The organism is Nonomuraea glycinis, from assembly GCF_035920485.1.
Taxonomy (GTDB): domain Bacteria; phylum Actinomycetota; class Actinomycetes; order Streptosporangiales; family Streptosporangiaceae; genus Nonomuraea; species Nonomuraea glycinis.
This window is the reverse complement of the sequence record NZ_CP109166.1, coordinates 6,476,354-6,492,070: the sequence shown is the minus strand read 5'-3', so window position 1 is coordinate 6,492,070 and position 15,717 is coordinate 6,476,354. Positions and strand designations below refer to the sequence as shown.

Genomic DNA, 15,717 nt, shown 5'->3' with positions numbered 1-15,717 from the left:
CCGGTCGGTGGCCGAGCGCCGTCACGGCGCTCGGCCGCCCCGTGCCAGGGCCGCCGGCGGCGAGCCGGTCAGGGGGACAGCCGGGCCACGATCTGCGGGCCCAGCTCGGTCACGTCGCCCGCGCCCATGGTGAGCACGATGTCGCCCGCGCGGGCCCGGGAGGCCACCAGCTCCGGCACCGTGGCCCGGTCCGGCGCGTAGGCCACCTGCCCGTCGGGCAGCGGCACCCGGGAGGCCACCAGCGCACCCGAGACGCCCGGCTCCGGATCCTCGCGCGCGCCGTAGACGTCCAGCACGATCGCCTCGTCCGCCAGCCCCAGCGCGGTGCCGAACTCGTCGGCGAAGAACCGGGTGCGCGAGTAGAGGTGCGGCTGGAAGACCGCGATGACCCGGCCGTGACCGGAGTAGGAGGCGACCACGTCACGCGCGGCCCTGAGGTCGGCGGCCAGCTCGGTCGGGTGGTGGGCGTAGCTGTCGAACACGGCCACGCCGCCCGCCTCGCCCTTGGCCTCGAAGCGCCGCTTGGCGCCGGTGAAGGCCGACAGCCCGTCCCTGATCTCCTCGAACGGCAGCCCGAGCTCGTCGGCCACGGCGATGACCGAGGTGGCGTTGAGCGCGTTGTGCGCCCCGGGAACGGACAGCCGCACCTCCCCCGAGCAGGCGCCGGGGCCTTCGACGGTGAAGACGGTGCCGAACCCGTCGGGCCGGACGCCGCTGATCCGGTAGTCGCCCTCGGTGCCGTACGTCATGACTCTCAGCCCGCGCTCGCGCGCCACGGCGGCCAGCTCGGCCGAGCCCGGGTCGTCGGAGCAGGCGATGAGCAGCGAGCCGACCCGCTCGGCGAAGCGGGCGAAGCTGTCGTGCACGGCTCGCGGGTCGCCGTAGTTGTCCAGGTGGTCGGCCTCGACGTTGGTCACCACGGCGATGTCGGGCGCCAGCATGAGGAACGAGCCGTCGCTCTCGTCGGCCTCGGCCACGAACACCCGGCCGGAGCCCTCGTCGGCGCCGAGCCCGGTGGTGACGAGCTGGCCGCCCACGCAGTAGGAGGGGTCGGACCCGCACTTCTGCAGGGCGACCGTCAGCATCGAGGTGACGGTGGTCTTGCCGTGGGTGCCGGCGATGGCGACGGCGGTGCGCCCGGCCATGACGGAGGCGAGCGCGGCGGCCCTCGGGATGACCCGCAGCTGCTGCTTGAGCGCCTCGCCCAGCTCGGGGTTGGAGTCGCGGATGGCGGTGGAGACCACCACGGTGTCGACGTCCCTGATGTGGGAGGCGGCGTGCCCGATGTGCACGGTGGCGCCCAGCTCGCGCAGCTCGCCCACGAGGTCGCTGCTGCGGGCGTCGCTGCCGGACACGCGGACGCCGCGCTTGAGCAGGATGCGCGCGATGCCCGACATCCCCGCACCGCCGATGCCGATGAAGTGCACCCGCCCCAGCTCTTCGGCGGCGACGGGATCGACCAGCTTGACGAGGCTCATCGGGCTATCTCCAACACTTTCCTGGCGAGTATGAGGTCCGCGTCCTTCCTCCCCAGTCTGGAGGCCGCCTCCGACATCGCGGCGACTCTCTCCGGGTCATGGAGGATGGGCAGCACGTTGTGGATGATCCAATCAGATGACAGCTGCGCGTCGTCGACCAGGAGGCCGCCGTGGCCCGCGGCCACGCGCTCGGCGTTGACGCGCTGCTCGCCGTTGCCGTGCGGGAGCGGCACGTAGGCGGCGGGCAGGCCGACGGCGGTGAGCTCGGCGCAGGTGAGCGCGCCGCTGCGGCACAGCGCCAGGTCGGCGGCGGCGTAGGCGAGATCCATGCGATCCACGTACGGCAGCAGGACGTACTGCGGGTCGCCGGGCGGCGGCTCGCGCTCGACGGTGTTCTTGGGGCCGATCACGTGCAGCACCTGGACGCCGGCGGCGCGCAGCGCGGGGGCGGCGGCGAGGGCCGCCTCGTTGATCGATCTGGCCCCCTGGGAGCCGCCGAACACCAGCAGCGTGGGCCGGTCGGTCTGCAGCCCGAACCAGGAGCGGGCCTTGTCGCCCATGGACAGCCGGGCGAGGTCGACGATCTCGCGGCGCAACGGGGTGCCGATGTATTCGGCCTTGCCCGTGGGGTCGGGGAAACCGGTGAAGACGTGCTCGGTGAGCCTGGAGCCCAGCCGGTTGGCCAGGCCGGGGCGGGGATTGGCCTCGTGCACGACGATCGGCAGGCCGCGCCGCTTGGCCGCGAGGTAGGCGGGGGTGGCGACGTAGCCGCCGAAGCCGACGAGGATGTCGGCCCGCACCCGGTCGAAGACCGCCGCCATGGCGTTGACCGCCCCGGCCAGCCGGCCGGGCACGGTCAGCAGCTGCGGGGTGATCGCCCTGGGCAGCGGCACCGCCGGGACCAGCTCCAGCTCATAACCCCTGGCGGGGACGAGACGCGTCTCCAGGCCGCGCTCGGTGCCCACGCAGGTGATGCCGATGCGTGGGTCGAGGCGGCGCAGCGCGTCGGCCAGGGCGAGAGCGGGCTCGATATGCCCGGCCGTCCCGCCACCGGCGAGGACCACCCTCATGTCGGTCACTCCCTAACGTCTGTCTCGGCCTCTGGTCGTGCCCCCCAGGCCAAGCCAGCTTAGAGCCCGGACGGCGGGTCCGGGGCCACGGGCGGCCAGAGCCTCGCGCGCACCCGGCTCACGTTTGGCGAACGACAGCAGCATGCCCAGTGCGGCGAGCGTCGGCAGCAGTGCCGACCCGCCGTAGGAGACCAGCGGCAGCGGGATCCCGGTGATCGGCAGCACGCCCAGCACCGCGCCCATGTTGACGACGCCCTGACCGGCGATCCAGGCCACGATCGCGGCCGACACCAGCCGGATGAACGCGTCGTTGACCCGCGAGGCCACCCGCAGCCCGGCATAGCCGAGCAGGCCGAACAGCGCCACCACCATCAGCGTGCCCATCAGCCCCAGCTCCTCGCCGAGGATGGCGAAGATGAAGTCGCTCTCACCGTGCGGCAGCCAGTCCCACTTCTGCCTGCTGCTGCCGAGCCCGAGTCCGAACCAGCCGCCTGAGCCCATCGCGATCTGCCCCTGCACGGCCTGGTAGCCGGCGCCCTGGGCATCGGCCCACGGGTCGAGGAAGGCGCCGACACGGGCCATCCGGTACGGCTCCACCCGGATCATGATGATGGCGGCGAGCACGGCCAGCGACAGGATGCCGCCGAACAACTTGACCGGCGCCCCCACCACCCACAGCAGCGCCAGGAAGATCATGAGCAGCACCATGGTGGTGCCCAGGTCGCGGCCGAGCATGACCATGACGGCCAGGATCACGGTGCCGGGCATCAGCGGGATGAGCATGTGCCGCCACTCGATCCGCCCGGCGCGGGCCCGGCGGGCCAGCAGGTCCGCCCCCCACAGGGCCAGGCCCAGCTTGGCCGGCTCCGACGGCTGGAAGGTGAACGGCCCGATGTAGATCCACCGCTGCGCGCCCAGCTCCGACGAGCCGACGAACAGCACCAGGACCAGCGCGATGATCGACAACGCCATGAGCGGGTAGCCGGCCCAGCGGAAGAACTTGTACGGCAGCCGCGTGCACAACCACATGATCGGCAGGCTGACCGCCGCCGACAGCGACTGCTTGATGAACCAGTAGAACGGGTTGCCGGTCTCCTGCATCGCCTCGATGCTGGAGGCCGACAGCACCATCATCAGCCCGAGCGCCAGCAGCAGCGCACTGCAGCCGATGATCAGGTAGTAGGTGGTCAGCGGCTTGTCGAGCAGCTCCTTCAGCGTGGCGAGCCGCTCGCGGGCCCAGCTCGACGGCGCTTCGGCCGCGGTGGGCCGGGCGCGCGGCTCCTCGGTCGTCGCGCTCACGTCGCCGCCTTGAGAGCGTGGACGGCACGCGCGAAGGCCTCCCCTCGCGCGGGGTAGTTGGCGAACATGTCCAGCGACGCGCCGGCCGGAGAGAGCAGCACGGTGTCTCCAGGGGAAGCGAGCCGGGAGGCTTCGGTGACGACACGGTCCATCACCCCAGTGTCTTGCCCACTGATGTCCACGACGGGGACATTCGGCGCGTGTCGCGCCAGAGCTTCGGCGATCCGGCCGCGATCCACGCCGAGCAGCACCGCCCCGCGCAGCCGGCCGGCCGCCATCCTGACGACCTCGTCCACGTCCGCGCCCTTGAGCTGTCCGCCGGCCACCCACACGATCGACGGGTAGGACGACAGCGCGGCCGCGGCGGCGTGCGGGTTGGTGGCCTTGGAGTCGTCGACGTAGTCGACCTCGCCCACCCGGTCCACGTGCGCCATCCGGTGCGGGTCCGGCACGAAGTCCCGCAGGCCCTGGCGTACGGCCTCGGCGGGGACGTCGAGCGAGCGGGCCAGCGCGGCGGCGGCGAGCGCGTTGGCGACGTTGTGCGGCGCGAGCGGGCGCACGTCGGCCAGCGTGGCGAGCTCCTCGGCGGTCTCGGCGGGATCGGCCACGAAGGCCCGGTCGACGAGCAGGTCCTCCACCACGCCCACCTGCCCGGCCCTGGGCGAGCGCAGCGTGAAGCCCACCGCGCGCGGGTAGGGCGCCGCCAGGCGGACGGCCTCGGGGTCGTCGGCGTTGTGGATGACGGTCCCGGCACGCTCGAAGATGCGGCCCTTGGCCGCGGCGTACTCCGCCATCGACCCGTGCCAGTCGAGATGGTCCGGCGCCACGTTGAGGACCGCCGCGGCGTGCGGGGCCAGCGTGCTGGACCAGTGGAGCTGGAAGCTCGACAGCTCGACGGCGAGCACGTCGTACGGCTCCCGCACGGCCTCGATCACGGGCACGCCCACGTTGCCGACGGCCACCGCCTTACGCCCGGCGGCCAGCAGGATGGCGGTGAGCATGCGCACCACGGTCGTCTTGCCGTTGGTGCCGGTCAGGGCGAGCCAGGGGGCCGCCTGGGCGGGCCGCAGCCGCCAGGCCAGCTCGACCTCGCCCATCACCTCCACGCCCGCCGCGCCGGCGGCGGCGATCAGCGGGTGGTGCGGAGCCCAGCCGGTGCTGACCAGCCGGGTGGCGCCGTCGGGCAGCTCCAGCGGCCCGAAGCGGACCTCGACGCCGCGCCCGGACAGCTCGGCGGCCGCGGCGAGTTGGCGTTCGCCCGGCGTCGACTCCACGACCACGACCCGCTCGCCCCGCTCGGCCAGCACCCTGGCCACCGCCCGGCCGGAGACACCGAGCCCGGCGACGCAGGTGAGGGTCATGGCCGCGGCATCCATTCGACGTAGAACAGGCCGAGCCCGAGCGCCGCGCAGAGCATCGCGATGAGCCAGAAGCGGACCACGATCGTGGTCTCCGCCCAGCCCTTGAGCTCGAAGTGGTGCTGCAGCGGCGCCATCCTGAACACCCGTTTGCCGGTCATCTTGAAGGACCCGACCTGGATGATCACCGACAGCGTGATGATCACGCACAGGCCGGCCAGGATGATGAGCAGCAGCTGGGTGCGGGTGGTGAAGGCCAGGCCGGCCAGCACGCCGCCGAGGGCGAGCGACCCGGTGTCACCCATGAAGATCTTGGCGGGGGGCGCGTTCCACCACAGGAAGCCGATCAGCGCGCCGAGCACGGCGGCGGCCACCACGGCCAGGTCGAGCGGGTCGCGCACCCAGTAGCAGTTGGGGCCGAGCTGGTCGATGCAGTTGTTGCGCAGCTGCCAGTTGCCGATCAGCACGTAGGCGCCGAGCACCACGCCGGTGGCGCCGCTGGCCAGGCCGTCGAGGCCGTCGGTGAGGTTCACCGCGTTGGAGAAGCCGACGATCATGATGAGCACCCAGATGGTGAACCCCACCAGGCCGATCGACGGGCCGAAGTCGCGCAGGAAGGACAGGCGGGTCTCGGCGGGCGTGATGTCGTAGATGTTCGGCTGCTGGGTCACCAGCACGGCGAAGATCGCGCCCACGATGAGCTGGCCGAGCGCCTTGGCGCCGCTGCGCAGGCCGAGGCTGCGCTGCTTGTAGATCTTGATGAAGTCGTCGAGGAAACCGACGGCGCCGAGCCCGGTCATCAGGAACAGCACCAGCAGCCCGGAGACGGTCGGCGCCTCCAGCGAGGCCAGGTGGGAGGCGCCGTAGGCCAGCAGCGACGCCAGCACGATCACGGTGCCGCCCATGGTGGGCGTGCCCCGCTTGCCGTGGTGGCCCGACGGGCCCTCCTCCCGGATCTCCTGGCCGTAGCCACGCCGGGAGAACAGCCGGATGGCCAGCGGGGTCCCCAGCATCGACAGGATCAACCCCACCGCGCCGGCGATGATGATGTTGGTCACTGGGCGACACCTCCGAGCAGCAGCTCGGCCGTCCGCTCCAGGCCCATGGCCCGCGGTCCCTTGATCAGCACGACGTCGCCCGGCCGCAGCCACGGGGCCATCTCGGCGGCGGCCGTCTGGGCGTCGGGCAGGTGCACGATGTGCGTGGCGGGCGAGGGATGGCCGGGCTGCGCGGCCTGCTGGGCGGCCTGCTGGGCGGCCTGCTGGGCCGCCGCGTGGGCGCCTTCGAGCATCGGGCCGGCGTCGGGGCCGGTGACGATCAGGCCCGCCAGGCCGCTGCCGCCCGCCAGGCGGCCGACCTCGGCGTTGAGCGCGGGGCTCTCCTCGCCGAGCTCGCGCAGCGCCGCGATCACCGCGAAGCGGCGGCGGCCCCGGCCGAGCATGCCGAGCGCGTCGAACGCCGCCCGCATCGAGTCGGGGTTGGCGTTGTAGGCGTCGTTGATGATCGTGACGCCGTCGGGGCGGTCGGTGACCTCCATCCGCCATCGGCTGCGCGGCTCGGCCTGCGACAGCTCGGCGGCGATGGTGGCGACCGGCAGGCCGAGCTCGTAACCCGCGGCGGCGGCGGCCAGCGCGTTGTCCACCGCGTGCGCGCCGTACAGCTTGAGTCGCACGGGGGCGGCGCCCGACGGGGTGCGCAGCGTGAACGAGGCGCGCCCGCGCTCGTCCATGGTGAGCTCCTCGGCGCGGATGGCGGCCTCCTCGGTGCGGCCGAAGTAGGTGACGCGGGCGTCGGTGCGCGAGGCCATCGCGCGCACCTGCGGGTCGTCGTGGTTGAGCACGGCGACGCCGGTCCGCGGCAGCGCCTCGACGAGCTCGCCCTTGGCCTTGGCGATGGCCTCCTTGCCGCCGAACACGCCGAGGTGCGCGGTGCCGACGTTGAGCACCACGCCGATCTCGGGCGGCGCGATGCGGGCCAGCGCGGCGATGTTGCCGATGGTCCGGGCGCTCAGCTCCAGCACCAGATAGCGGGTGTCGGCGTCGGCCTTGAGCACCGTCAGCGGGTGGCCGATCTCGTTGTTGTAGTTGCCCGCGGGGGCGATGGTCGGCCCGATCCTGGCGGTCAGCAGCGCCAGCAGGTCTTTGGTGGTCGTCTTGCCCGCCGAGCCCGTCACACCGATCACGGTCGCCTTCGGCAGCGCGGCGGCCTGCGAGGTCGCCAGCTCGGCCAGCGCGGCCGTGGTGTCCGGCACGATGATGGTGGGCACCTCGACCGGCCTGCTGGCCAGCACCGCGACGGCACCCGCCCGGACGGCCTGGGCCGCGAAGTCGTGCCCGTCGGACCGCGCGCCCTTGAAGGCGACGAACAGCGATCCCGGTTCGGCGTCCCGCGAGTCGATCACGACGGGGCCCCGCACCACCGCGCGGGGGTCTGCCATGCCCGACAGGGCGCCCGAGGTTATCTCGGCGATCCTGGCCAGAGGCAACGGGATCATTCGTGCTTCCTGCTTTCCTTGCGTGCGTCGATCGCGGCGGCGACCACCTCCCTGTCGTCGAAGGGGATCACCTCGCCTGAAACGTACTGGCCCTGCTCGTGGCCCTTGCCTGCCACGACTATCACGTCACCGCGCCCGGCCCGGCCGACCGCCAGGTCGATGGCCGCCGCGCGGTCGGGCTCAATGATCACATGAGCGCGGGAGTGCCGGGGAACGCGAAGGGCCCCTTCCATCATCGCGGCCAGGATGCCCAGCGGATCCTCCGAGCGAGGATTGTCGCTCGTGAAGATCGCGACGTCCGCCAGGCCGGCCGCAGCCTCGCCCATCAGCGGCCGCTTGCCCTTGTCACGGTCGCCGCCGCAGCCGAGCACCACGGTGAGCGTGCCCGTGGTGACCTGGCGCAGCGAGCGCAGCACCGACTCCACGGCGGCGGGCTTGTGAGAGTAGTCGACGACGGCCTGGAAGTCGTCGCCCGCGCCGGTCACCCGCTCCATCCGGCCCGGCACCCCGATGAGCGTGCCGACGCCGTGCACGGCGCTCTGCAGCGGCACCCCGGCCTCGACCAGCGTGACGATCGCGCCGAGCGCGTTGGCGACGTTGAACGGGCCGGGCAGCGAGATCTGCGCGTCCGCCTCGACCCCGCCGGGGCCCACCACCCTGAAGGCGCTGCCGTCGGCGCCCAGCCGGACGTCGAGCGCGCGCCACTCCGCTTCCGGCGAGCCGAGCGCGGAGAAGGTGGTCATCGGCACCTTGGCCAGGCGGAGCAGCTCCCGGCCGTAGGGATCGTCGAGGTTGGTCACGCCCACGCGGCTCAGCTCCGGCTGGAACAGCCTCGCCTTCGTCGTGAAGTAGTCGTCGAGGTCCCGATGGAAGTCGAGATGGTCCTGCGACAGGTTGGTGAACAGCGCCACGTCGTAGCAGATGCCGTCCACCCGGCCCATCGCGAGTGCGTGGCTGGAGACCTCCATGGCCGCCGCGGTGACGCCGCGCTCGCGCATGAGGGCGTACAGGCCGTGCAGCTCCGGCGCCTCGGGGGTGGTGAGCCTGGGCTCGAAGCACAGGTCGGCGGCGCGCAGCTCGACGCCGCCGACCAGCCCGGTCGTGTGACCGCCGGCCCGCAGCCCGGCCTCCAGCAGGTAGGTGGTGGTGGACTTGCCGCTGGTGCCCGTGACACCGATGATCATGATGTCGGCGGTCGGCCGGCCATACACCCAGGAGGCGACCTGGCCGAGCACGGCGCGCGGATCGGACACGATGAGCACCGGCAGCCCGGTGGCGGCGGCCGCCTCCCGGCCGGCCGGGTCGGTCAGCACCGCCACGGCACCGCCCGCCATGGCCTCGGCCGAGAAGTCCGCGCCGTGGGCGCTGGCGCCGCGCACGGCGACGTAGAGGTCTCCGCGCCGCACCTGGCGGGAGTCGATGGCGACCCCGGTCAGCGCGGCATGGGGCGAGCGCGCGGTGCCGGAGTCGGCATCGAGCATGCTCGCCAGCCCGGTCAGCGGGCGGGGCGGATTGGTCGTTGGACGCATAGACGACGGGGGACGCACGGCGGCAGCGTACCCTCCCTGGTCACTGTCCCGCGCGCGTCCGCACCGCGGACACCGGCGAGCCTGTGGGAGGAATCTTCCTGCTCTTGATGGCGAACGTCATCACATCCTTGAACACCGGGGCGGCGAGCTGCCCCCCGAAGTGGCCGTTCTTGGGGTTCTGCAGCACCGACAGCACGACCAGCCGGGGCGCTTCCGCGGGCGTGAAGCCCACGAACGAGGCGGTGTAGCCGTCGTAGCGGCCGAGGTCGGCATCGTAGCGGTTCGCGGTGCCGGTCTTACCGGCCACACGATAGCCGGGGATGGCCGCCAGCTCGCCGGTGCCCTCCACGCCGACCGCCTCCTCCAGCATCGCGGTGATCTCCTTGGCCGTCTTGTCGCTGATCACCCGGGTCTGGACGCCGGGCTTGGCGGGGACGAACCGGCCGGAGTCGTCGGTGCTGCCCGCCACGATCTGCGGCTCGATCTTCACGCCGCCGTTGGCGATCGTCTGGTAGACGCTGGCCATCTGCAGCGCGGTCACCGACACGCCCTGACCGTAGGCGACCGTGCAGCTCTGGCTGCCCGACCATTTCTTGTAGTCGGGCAGCAGGCCGGCCTCCGCGCCCGGCACGCCGCCTCCCGGCCTGGCGCCGAAGCCGAATTTCTTCAGCATCTCGTACAGGCCCTCGCTGCCGACCTTGCGCGCGGCCATGACGGTGGCGACGTTGCTGGACTGGGCCACCGCCTGGCGGAAGGTCAGGTCCTCCGGCGGGTGCGGATGGGCGTCACGCAGCACCCGGTCGGCGCACTGGATGTTGTCCTTCACGTGGAACACCGAGTCCGGCCCGACCACCCCGGCCTCCAGTGCGGCGGCGGCGGTGATCACCTTGTTGGTGCTGCCCGGCTCGAAGACGTCGGCGGCCGCCCGGTTGACGTAGTGGGACTCGGGGGCCTTGCGCCAGTTGTTCAGGTCGAGCTCGGGGGCGTTGGCCATCGCGATGACCTGCGCCGTGCGCACGTCCATGACGATGACGGTGCCGCTGCTCGCCCCTGACTTGCGCGTCTGCTCGGCGATCACGCGCTGGGCGGCCCACTGGATGTCGCGATCGATCGTCAGCCGTACGTCGCGGCCGTCGACCGGCGGGGTGCGCTGGGTGGCGGTCATCGGGATACGCTGCCCGTCGCGGCCCGTCTCCATGCGCAGCTCGCCGTCCTGCCCGGCCAGCACGGAGTTCCGGACCAGCTCCATGCCGGCCAGGCCGTTCTTCTCGTCGCCGACGAACCCGATCAGGCTGCCCGCCAGGTCACCCGCCGGATAGGCGCGGCGGTAGGTCCTGGTCTCGGTGAGCGAGGGGATGGGCTCCTTGAGCAGGGTGTCCGCCACGGTCGGCGCCACCCCTCCGGCCAGGAGCTGGTAGCGGGTGTCGACGCGGGCCAGCTTGGCCGCCATCTCCTGCTCGGGCCTGCCCAGATGGCGGGCCAGCAGCGCCGCCACCTTGGCCCGGGCGGCCTCCGGGACCTTGGTCGGGTCGATGGCGATGTCGCGCGCCTCGACGGTGACGGCCAGCGCGTGGCCGTCGACGTCGGTGATGGCGCCGCGCTTGGCGGGCACCTTCTCCGTGTGCTGGCGCTGGTCGACGGCCGCGGCCTCGTAGACCTTGGAGTCCAGGCCCTGCATCTGGATCAGCCGGCCGGCGAAGATCGACAGGATGAAGGTCATGCCGATGAGGCCGAGGTTGATCCGCCTGCGCGGGTTGCCCAGCCTCAGGATCAGCGGCGGCCTCGGTGGCGCCGGCGGCCTGCGGGGCCTCCTCGGTGGCGGCCCGTCCCCGCCGCCTGGCGGGCGCGCCCGTCCTGCCGCGTCCGGACGTGCCGAAGGGGTACGGCGAAGCGGCCCGTCGTCCTCCCGGCCACGGCCGCGCGGCCCTTCGGCCCTGTCACGAGCACCTGCCCCGGCACCCGCGCGAGCACTCGGGCGAGCACCCGGACGCGCCCCACCGGAACCGTCCGGGCGAGCACCACTGGGGCTTCGGCCCCGGATGCCGTCGCCGGCAGGGCCGTCCGAGCGGGCGCCGCCGGAGCTCCTGCCACGGGTGCCATCGCCAACGGGGCCGTCCGAGCGGGCACCGCCGGAACTGCGACCACGGATGCCGTCGCCGGCAGGGCCGTCCGAGCGGGCGCCGCCGGAGCTTCGGCCCCGGGTGGCGTCGGTGGCGGAGCGTCCGCCGGTGGCCGGGCCCCGGGGGGTGCCGCCCCGGACGCTCGGCCGGTCATCGTCCTGCGGCCCCCGGCCACGCGAGCGCCCCGCGTCGTCCCCGGCACGGCCACGTGACCCGTCCCCGCCGTCCTGCCGGAACCGCGCCCGGGAACGGTCCTCGTCGCGCCCGGCCTCGCGGCCCCTGCCGGACCGGCCACGGGGGGCGTCGTCCGCCGCCGGGCCCACGCCACCGCGCGGCGCCTTCCCGCTCTTGCGTGGAGCGTCGGCCTCGTCCGGCCCTGACCTGCCACGGGAGGGCTCGTCGTCCCGGCCGCGCGCGGAATCCCCGCCCTTGCCGGACCGTCCGCGCGCGGAATCGGCGTCACCGCCGGCGCGGTCCCTTCGGGCCCGGCCGCGCGGGCCGTCGGAAGAGTCCTGCGAGGGACGGCCACGGGGGCTGTCGGAAGGGTCCTGCGGGGGACGGCCACGGGGGCCGTCGTCACGTCCGAAGGGCAGGTCGAAGGGGTCCGGCTCCTTGCGCGGCTCATCCGGCGGGCCGTCCGGCGCCGCCGGTCGGCCCGCCCCCTCCGAACGGGCGGAGCCGCCCTGGCGACCGGCCCGTCCCGGGCCACCCGGCGTACGACGAGCGGCGCCAGGCCCTCCCTGAGAGCCGGCGCCGCCACGACCGGGACCTTGACCCCTGCCGCTCGAATTGCTCACCGCCCCTGGACCGCCTGGCCGGTCTCGGTGGACCCGGAGGTGTAGGGGTTGACGCTGTCCAGGGACTGCTTCATGCCGAGATCCTCGGCCTGCTCGGCGATCACGTCGGGCTGCTTGCGCTGCTCGATCTCACGCTGAAGCTGCTCGTTCTGCTGACGCGCGGTGGAGATCTCGTCCACCAGCCGGGAGGCGGCGATGGAGTCCCTGGCCAGCACGGTGTTGAGCAGCAGCAGGCTCACCAGGCCACCGCACAGCAGCCCCACGACCAGCAGCACGAACGGGGCACGCTGCCGCCGCGCCGGGCGCCGCTGGACGGCGGGGCGCGGACCCTGGGCCGCCGGCCGGCCGCGCGACGGGCCGGACTCGGGCCGCGGCCGCCGCCGGTCGGTCTCGGGGCGGGGCTGGGGCACGGGCTTGGCCGGGTGCGGTGCTTCGGGCCTGCGCTGGCCGGTCTTGGGCACGGTGCCGCGCGCGGGCGCCTTCGGCGGCGCCTGCCTGCTCTCCTGCTCAGTCCTGGTCGTCAACACGGATCCTCTCTGCGGCCCTCATCCGGGCCGAAGCCGCCCGCGGGTTGCGGGCCAGCTCTTCTTCACTCGGGAGCTCCGCTCCCCTCGTCAGGAGGCGGAACCGCGGCTGATGAGCCGGCAGGGGGACGGGCAGCCCGGGCGGGCTGGTGTCCTTGGTTCGCGCCGTGAGGATCTGCTTGGTCAGCCGATCCTCCAGGGAGTGGTAGGAGAGCACGACGGCTCGCCCACCGAGCGCCAGCGCGTCGAGTGCCGCGGGCAGCGCCGCCTCCAGGGCGGACAGCTCGGCGTTCACTTCGATGCGCAGCGCCTGAAACGTACGTTTGGCTGGGTTTCCCCCGGTGCGCCGGGTCGCGGCTGGAATCGCCTGCCTGACGATGTCAGCAAGCCGCTTAGTCGACGTTATGGGGTCCTTCGCCCGTTCCTTAATGATCAGGCTCGCGACACGCGGGGCGAACCGCTCCTCGCCGTAGTCGCGCAGGATGCGCACCAGCTGGGCGGCGGAGTAGGTGTTGACCACCACCTCGGCGGTCAGCTCCTGGTCGGTGTCCATCCGCATGTCGAGCGGTGCGTCGTAGGAGTAGGCGAATCCCCGCTCACCCTCGTCGAGCTGGGGCGAGGAGACACCGAGGTCGAACAGCACCCCGTCGATCGTCTCGCGGCCCGCGCGGGCGAGCACCTCCTCCAGCTCGTCGGAGGAGGCATGGACCAGCGTGGTCCGCTCGGCGTAGGGCGCGAGCCGGCGCGTGGAGAACTCGATCGCGAAAGGGTCGCGGTCGATGCCGATCAGGTGCAGTGCCGGATGCGCGGCCAGCAGGGCCTCCGAGTGGCCGCCGAGGCCGAGGTTGGCGTCCACCACGACCGGGGCGTCCCCGGCCAGCGCCGGTGCCAGCAGCTCCAGAACGCGCTCGAGCATGACCGGAACGTGACCGCTCTTACCAGCGTCGTCGTCCATCTCCAACCCCCCTCTCGCGTCCTGGCTCGCGGTTGACGCGGCCGGTCGACCCGTCGGTCCTGCTGGGTCCCCACCCGGTGCCGTCCGGCCAGGTCCCCATCCGCACCCTCTTCGTGGATGCCCGTCATCTGACACCGGGGAAGGTGCATCAGTTGACCGGCAGTGGTTGCGGGTGGAGACCTCGCCGAACGACGACTCCGACGGCTCGACCGTGGCTTCACAGAATCCCTGGCAGCACCTCCTCCGACAGGTCGGCGAAAGCCTGCTCCTGTGCGCTGAGATAGGTGTCCCAGGCTTGCGCGTCCCAGATCTCCAGCCGGGTGTTGGCCCCTATGACGACGCAGTCACGCTGCAGTCCCGCATAATGCCGCAGGCCTTGCGGGATCGTGATGCGCCCCTGCTTGTCCGGTTTTTCATCGGATGCGCTGGCGAAGAAGACACGGCTGTAGTCGCGCACCGCCTTGGCGGTGACCGGGGCGGTGCTGAGAGCCTCGGTAATGCGCTGGAACTCCTCCACTGGAAAGACGTAGAGGCATCGCTCCTGGCCTTTGGTGATCACAAGACCCTCCGCCAGCTCCTCACGGTACTTAGCCGGCAGGAACAGCCGTCCCTTGTCGTCCAGACGCGGTTGATGGGTGCCGAGGAACATCGGCCCCACCTCCCGTGCCTCGTGAAGCGCTCAGCGCTGGCGCACCGGGCCCTCCACTGCGCACCACCATACTCCACTTCTCCCCACCGTCAACTGATTCTAACATTCTTGATCACCGTTTCGGCGCGCGTTATCGCAGGTCAGAGCGCTGAGGCCGGAGGGGGTGCGGTGGAGCCGCCCACCCGCTCGCGGGCGTGTCGAAGGCCGCGATCCTCCCCGGATCAAGGGGGCGGCAGGGTCCCGGTGGAGGAAAGTGGGGCGGGCTCACGGCGGGAGTGTCACGGGATTCGTACCTGTATGCGACAAGAACGGGAACTGTACCGGGCTTCTGTGGATTATCCGCAAAAGTCGCTGTAGAACGCCCAGAGTCGTAGGGTCATGCAGATAATGGAAAACAATGGCTTGGCACCCGCAAAGGCATGCTTGCGTCGCGGGTCGGCCGAAGCACTTCTCATGGAGGCCTGGTGGCAGTAACCCATGACGTCCCTCCCCAGCTCGGCGAGCTCGTCTCCACGGCCCACCGGATCCAGCAGGCCATCGAGTCGGTGATCGAAGGGAAGAGCGACGCGGTCCGCCTCACGGTCACCGTGCTGCTCGCCGAGGGCCACTTGCTGATCGAGGACGTCCCCGGGGTTGGCAAGACCATGCTGGCCAAGGCCCTGGCGCGGTCCATCGACTGTCCCGTGCGCCGGGTGCAGTTCACCCCCGACCTGTTGCCGAGTGACATCACCGGAGTGAGCGCCTACAACCAGCAGACCCGCGAGTTCGAGTTCAAAGCGGGACCGGTGTTCGCCAACATCGTGGTGGGCGACGAGATCAACCGTGCCTCCCCCAAGACACAGTCGGCGTTGCTGGAATGCATGGAGGAGCGCCAGGTCACCGTCGACGGCATGACGTACCAGCTGGACTCGCCGTTCATGGTGATCGCGACGCAGAACCCGATCGAGATGGAGGGCACCTATCCCCTGCCGGAGGCGCAGCGGGACCGGTTCACCGCCAGGATCGCGATGGGCTACCCCGAGCCGACCGCCGAGCTGGAGATGCTCGACGTGCACGGCGGCACCTCCCCGCTGGACAAGCTGGAGCCGGTGGCGACGACGGCGCAGGTACGGGCACTGATCGACGCCGTGCGCGGCGTGTACGTCTCACAGCCGGTCAAGAAGTACGCCATCGACCTGGCCGTGGCCACCCGCCACTCCCCCGACCTCCGCCTGGGCGCCTCCCCGCGCTCGACGCTGCAGCTCGTCCGGGCGGCCAGGGCGCACGCGGCGCTGGCGGGCCGGGACTACGTCATCCCGGACGACCTCCAGGAGCTCGCGCTCCCCGTGCTCGCGCACCGGCTGCTGCCGAGCATCGAGGCCCAGGGGCAGCGACGCCTGCCCGAGCAGGTGGTGACAGAGCTGGTCAGGCGCGTACCTGTGCCGGAGACCCGGGCGTCGTGAGA

The 15,717-nt window shown here is 72.3% G+C and carries 12 protein-coding genes; 1 reads left to right on the top strand and 11 read right to left on the bottom strand.

Translation table 11 applies throughout. From position 1 onward, the window contains the following. Window positions 1–68: 68 nt before the first annotated feature. From murC to mraZ, 11 genes are all read right to left on the bottom strand, one after another. Window positions 69–1,478 (bottom strand): UDP-N-acetylmuramate--L-alanine ligase, encoded by a 1,410-nt coding sequence (gene murC, locus OHA68_RS30530; RefSeq protein ID WP_327103337.1) that lies wholly within the window; start codon window positions 1,476–1,478, stop codon window positions 69–71. Beyond that, on the bottom strand, window positions 1,475–2,548 hold the full coding sequence (gene murG, locus OHA68_RS30525) for an undecaprenyldiphospho-muramoylpentapeptide beta-N-acetylglucosaminyltransferase (protein WP_327103336.1): 1,074 nt from the start codon (window positions 2,546–2,548) through the stop codon (window positions 1,475–1,477). Before murG ends, murC begins: the two co-directional genes overlap by 4 nt. Window positions 2,549–2,560: 12 nt before the next feature. Further along, on the bottom strand, window positions 2,561–3,847 hold the full coding sequence (gene ftsW / locus OHA68_RS30520; protein ID WP_189139964.1) for a putative lipid II flippase FtsW: 1,287 nt from the start codon (window positions 3,845–3,847) through the stop codon (window positions 2,561–2,563). Then, window positions 3,844–5,208 (bottom strand): UDP-N-acetylmuramoyl-L-alanine--D-glutamate ligase, encoded by a 1,365-nt coding sequence (gene murD / locus OHA68_RS30515; RefSeq protein WP_189139963.1) that lies wholly within the window; start codon window positions 5,206–5,208, stop codon window positions 3,844–3,846. Before murD ends, ftsW begins: the two co-directional genes overlap by 4 nt. After that, the gene (mraY, locus tag OHA68_RS30510) at window positions 5,205–6,263 is read right to left on the bottom strand and encodes a phospho-N-acetylmuramoyl-pentapeptide-transferase (protein ID WP_189139962.1); all 1,059 of its coding nucleotides are present in this window, start codon (window positions 6,261–6,263) and stop codon (window positions 5,205–5,207) included. The genes murD and mraY overlap by 4 nt, the downstream gene beginning before the upstream one ends. Then, window positions 6,260–7,699, bottom strand: a complete 1,440-nt coding sequence (locus OHA68_RS30505) for a UDP-N-acetylmuramoyl-tripeptide--D-alanyl-D-alanine ligase (RefSeq protein ID WP_327103335.1) — start codon at window positions 7,697–7,699, stop codon at window positions 6,260–6,262. The genes mraY and OHA68_RS30505 overlap by 4 nt, the downstream gene beginning before the upstream one ends. Then, on the bottom strand, window positions 7,696–9,228 hold the full coding sequence (locus tag OHA68_RS30500) for a UDP-N-acetylmuramoyl-L-alanyl-D-glutamate--2,6-diaminopimelate ligase (RefSeq protein ID WP_189139960.1): 1,533 nt from the start codon (window positions 9,226–9,228) through the stop codon (window positions 7,696–7,698). Before OHA68_RS30500 ends, OHA68_RS30505 begins: the two co-directional genes overlap by 4 nt. Window positions 9,229–9,268: 40 nt before the next feature. After that, the gene (locus OHA68_RS30495) at window positions 9,269–10,999 is read right to left on the bottom strand and encodes a peptidoglycan D,D-transpeptidase FtsI family protein (RefSeq protein ID WP_456094128.1); all 1,731 of its coding nucleotides are present in this window, start codon (window positions 10,997–10,999) and stop codon (window positions 9,269–9,271) included. A gap of 1,142 nt (window positions 11,000–12,141) precedes the next feature. Continuing rightward, window positions 12,142–12,669, bottom strand: a complete 528-nt coding sequence (locus OHA68_RS30490) for a hypothetical protein (RefSeq protein WP_327103333.1) — start codon at window positions 12,667–12,669, stop codon at window positions 12,142–12,144. Then, window positions 12,653–13,624 carry a 16S rRNA (cytosine(1402)-N(4))-methyltransferase RsmH gene (gene rsmH / locus OHA68_RS30485; RefSeq protein ID WP_327103332.1) on the bottom strand — a complete coding sequence of 324 codons (972 nt, stop codon included), beginning with the start codon at window positions 13,622–13,624 and terminating at the stop codon, window positions 12,653–12,655. Before rsmH ends, OHA68_RS30490 begins: the two co-directional genes overlap by 17 nt. Before the next feature lie 217 nt (window positions 13,625–13,841). Next, on the bottom strand, window positions 13,842–14,273 hold the full coding sequence (mraZ, locus tag OHA68_RS30480; protein ID WP_189139956.1) for a division/cell wall cluster transcriptional repressor MraZ: 432 nt from the start codon (window positions 14,271–14,273) through the stop codon (window positions 13,842–13,844). 419 nt (window positions 14,274–14,692) lie between these two features. Here mraZ and OHA68_RS30475 point away from each other — a divergent pair, with 419 nt between their 5' ends. Next, a complete protein-coding gene (locus OHA68_RS30475) occupies window positions 14,693–15,715 on the top strand; it encodes an AAA family ATPase (RefSeq protein WP_372462264.1) in 1,023 nt (340 codons plus the stop codon). Window positions 15,716–15,717: the final 2 nt, after the last annotated feature.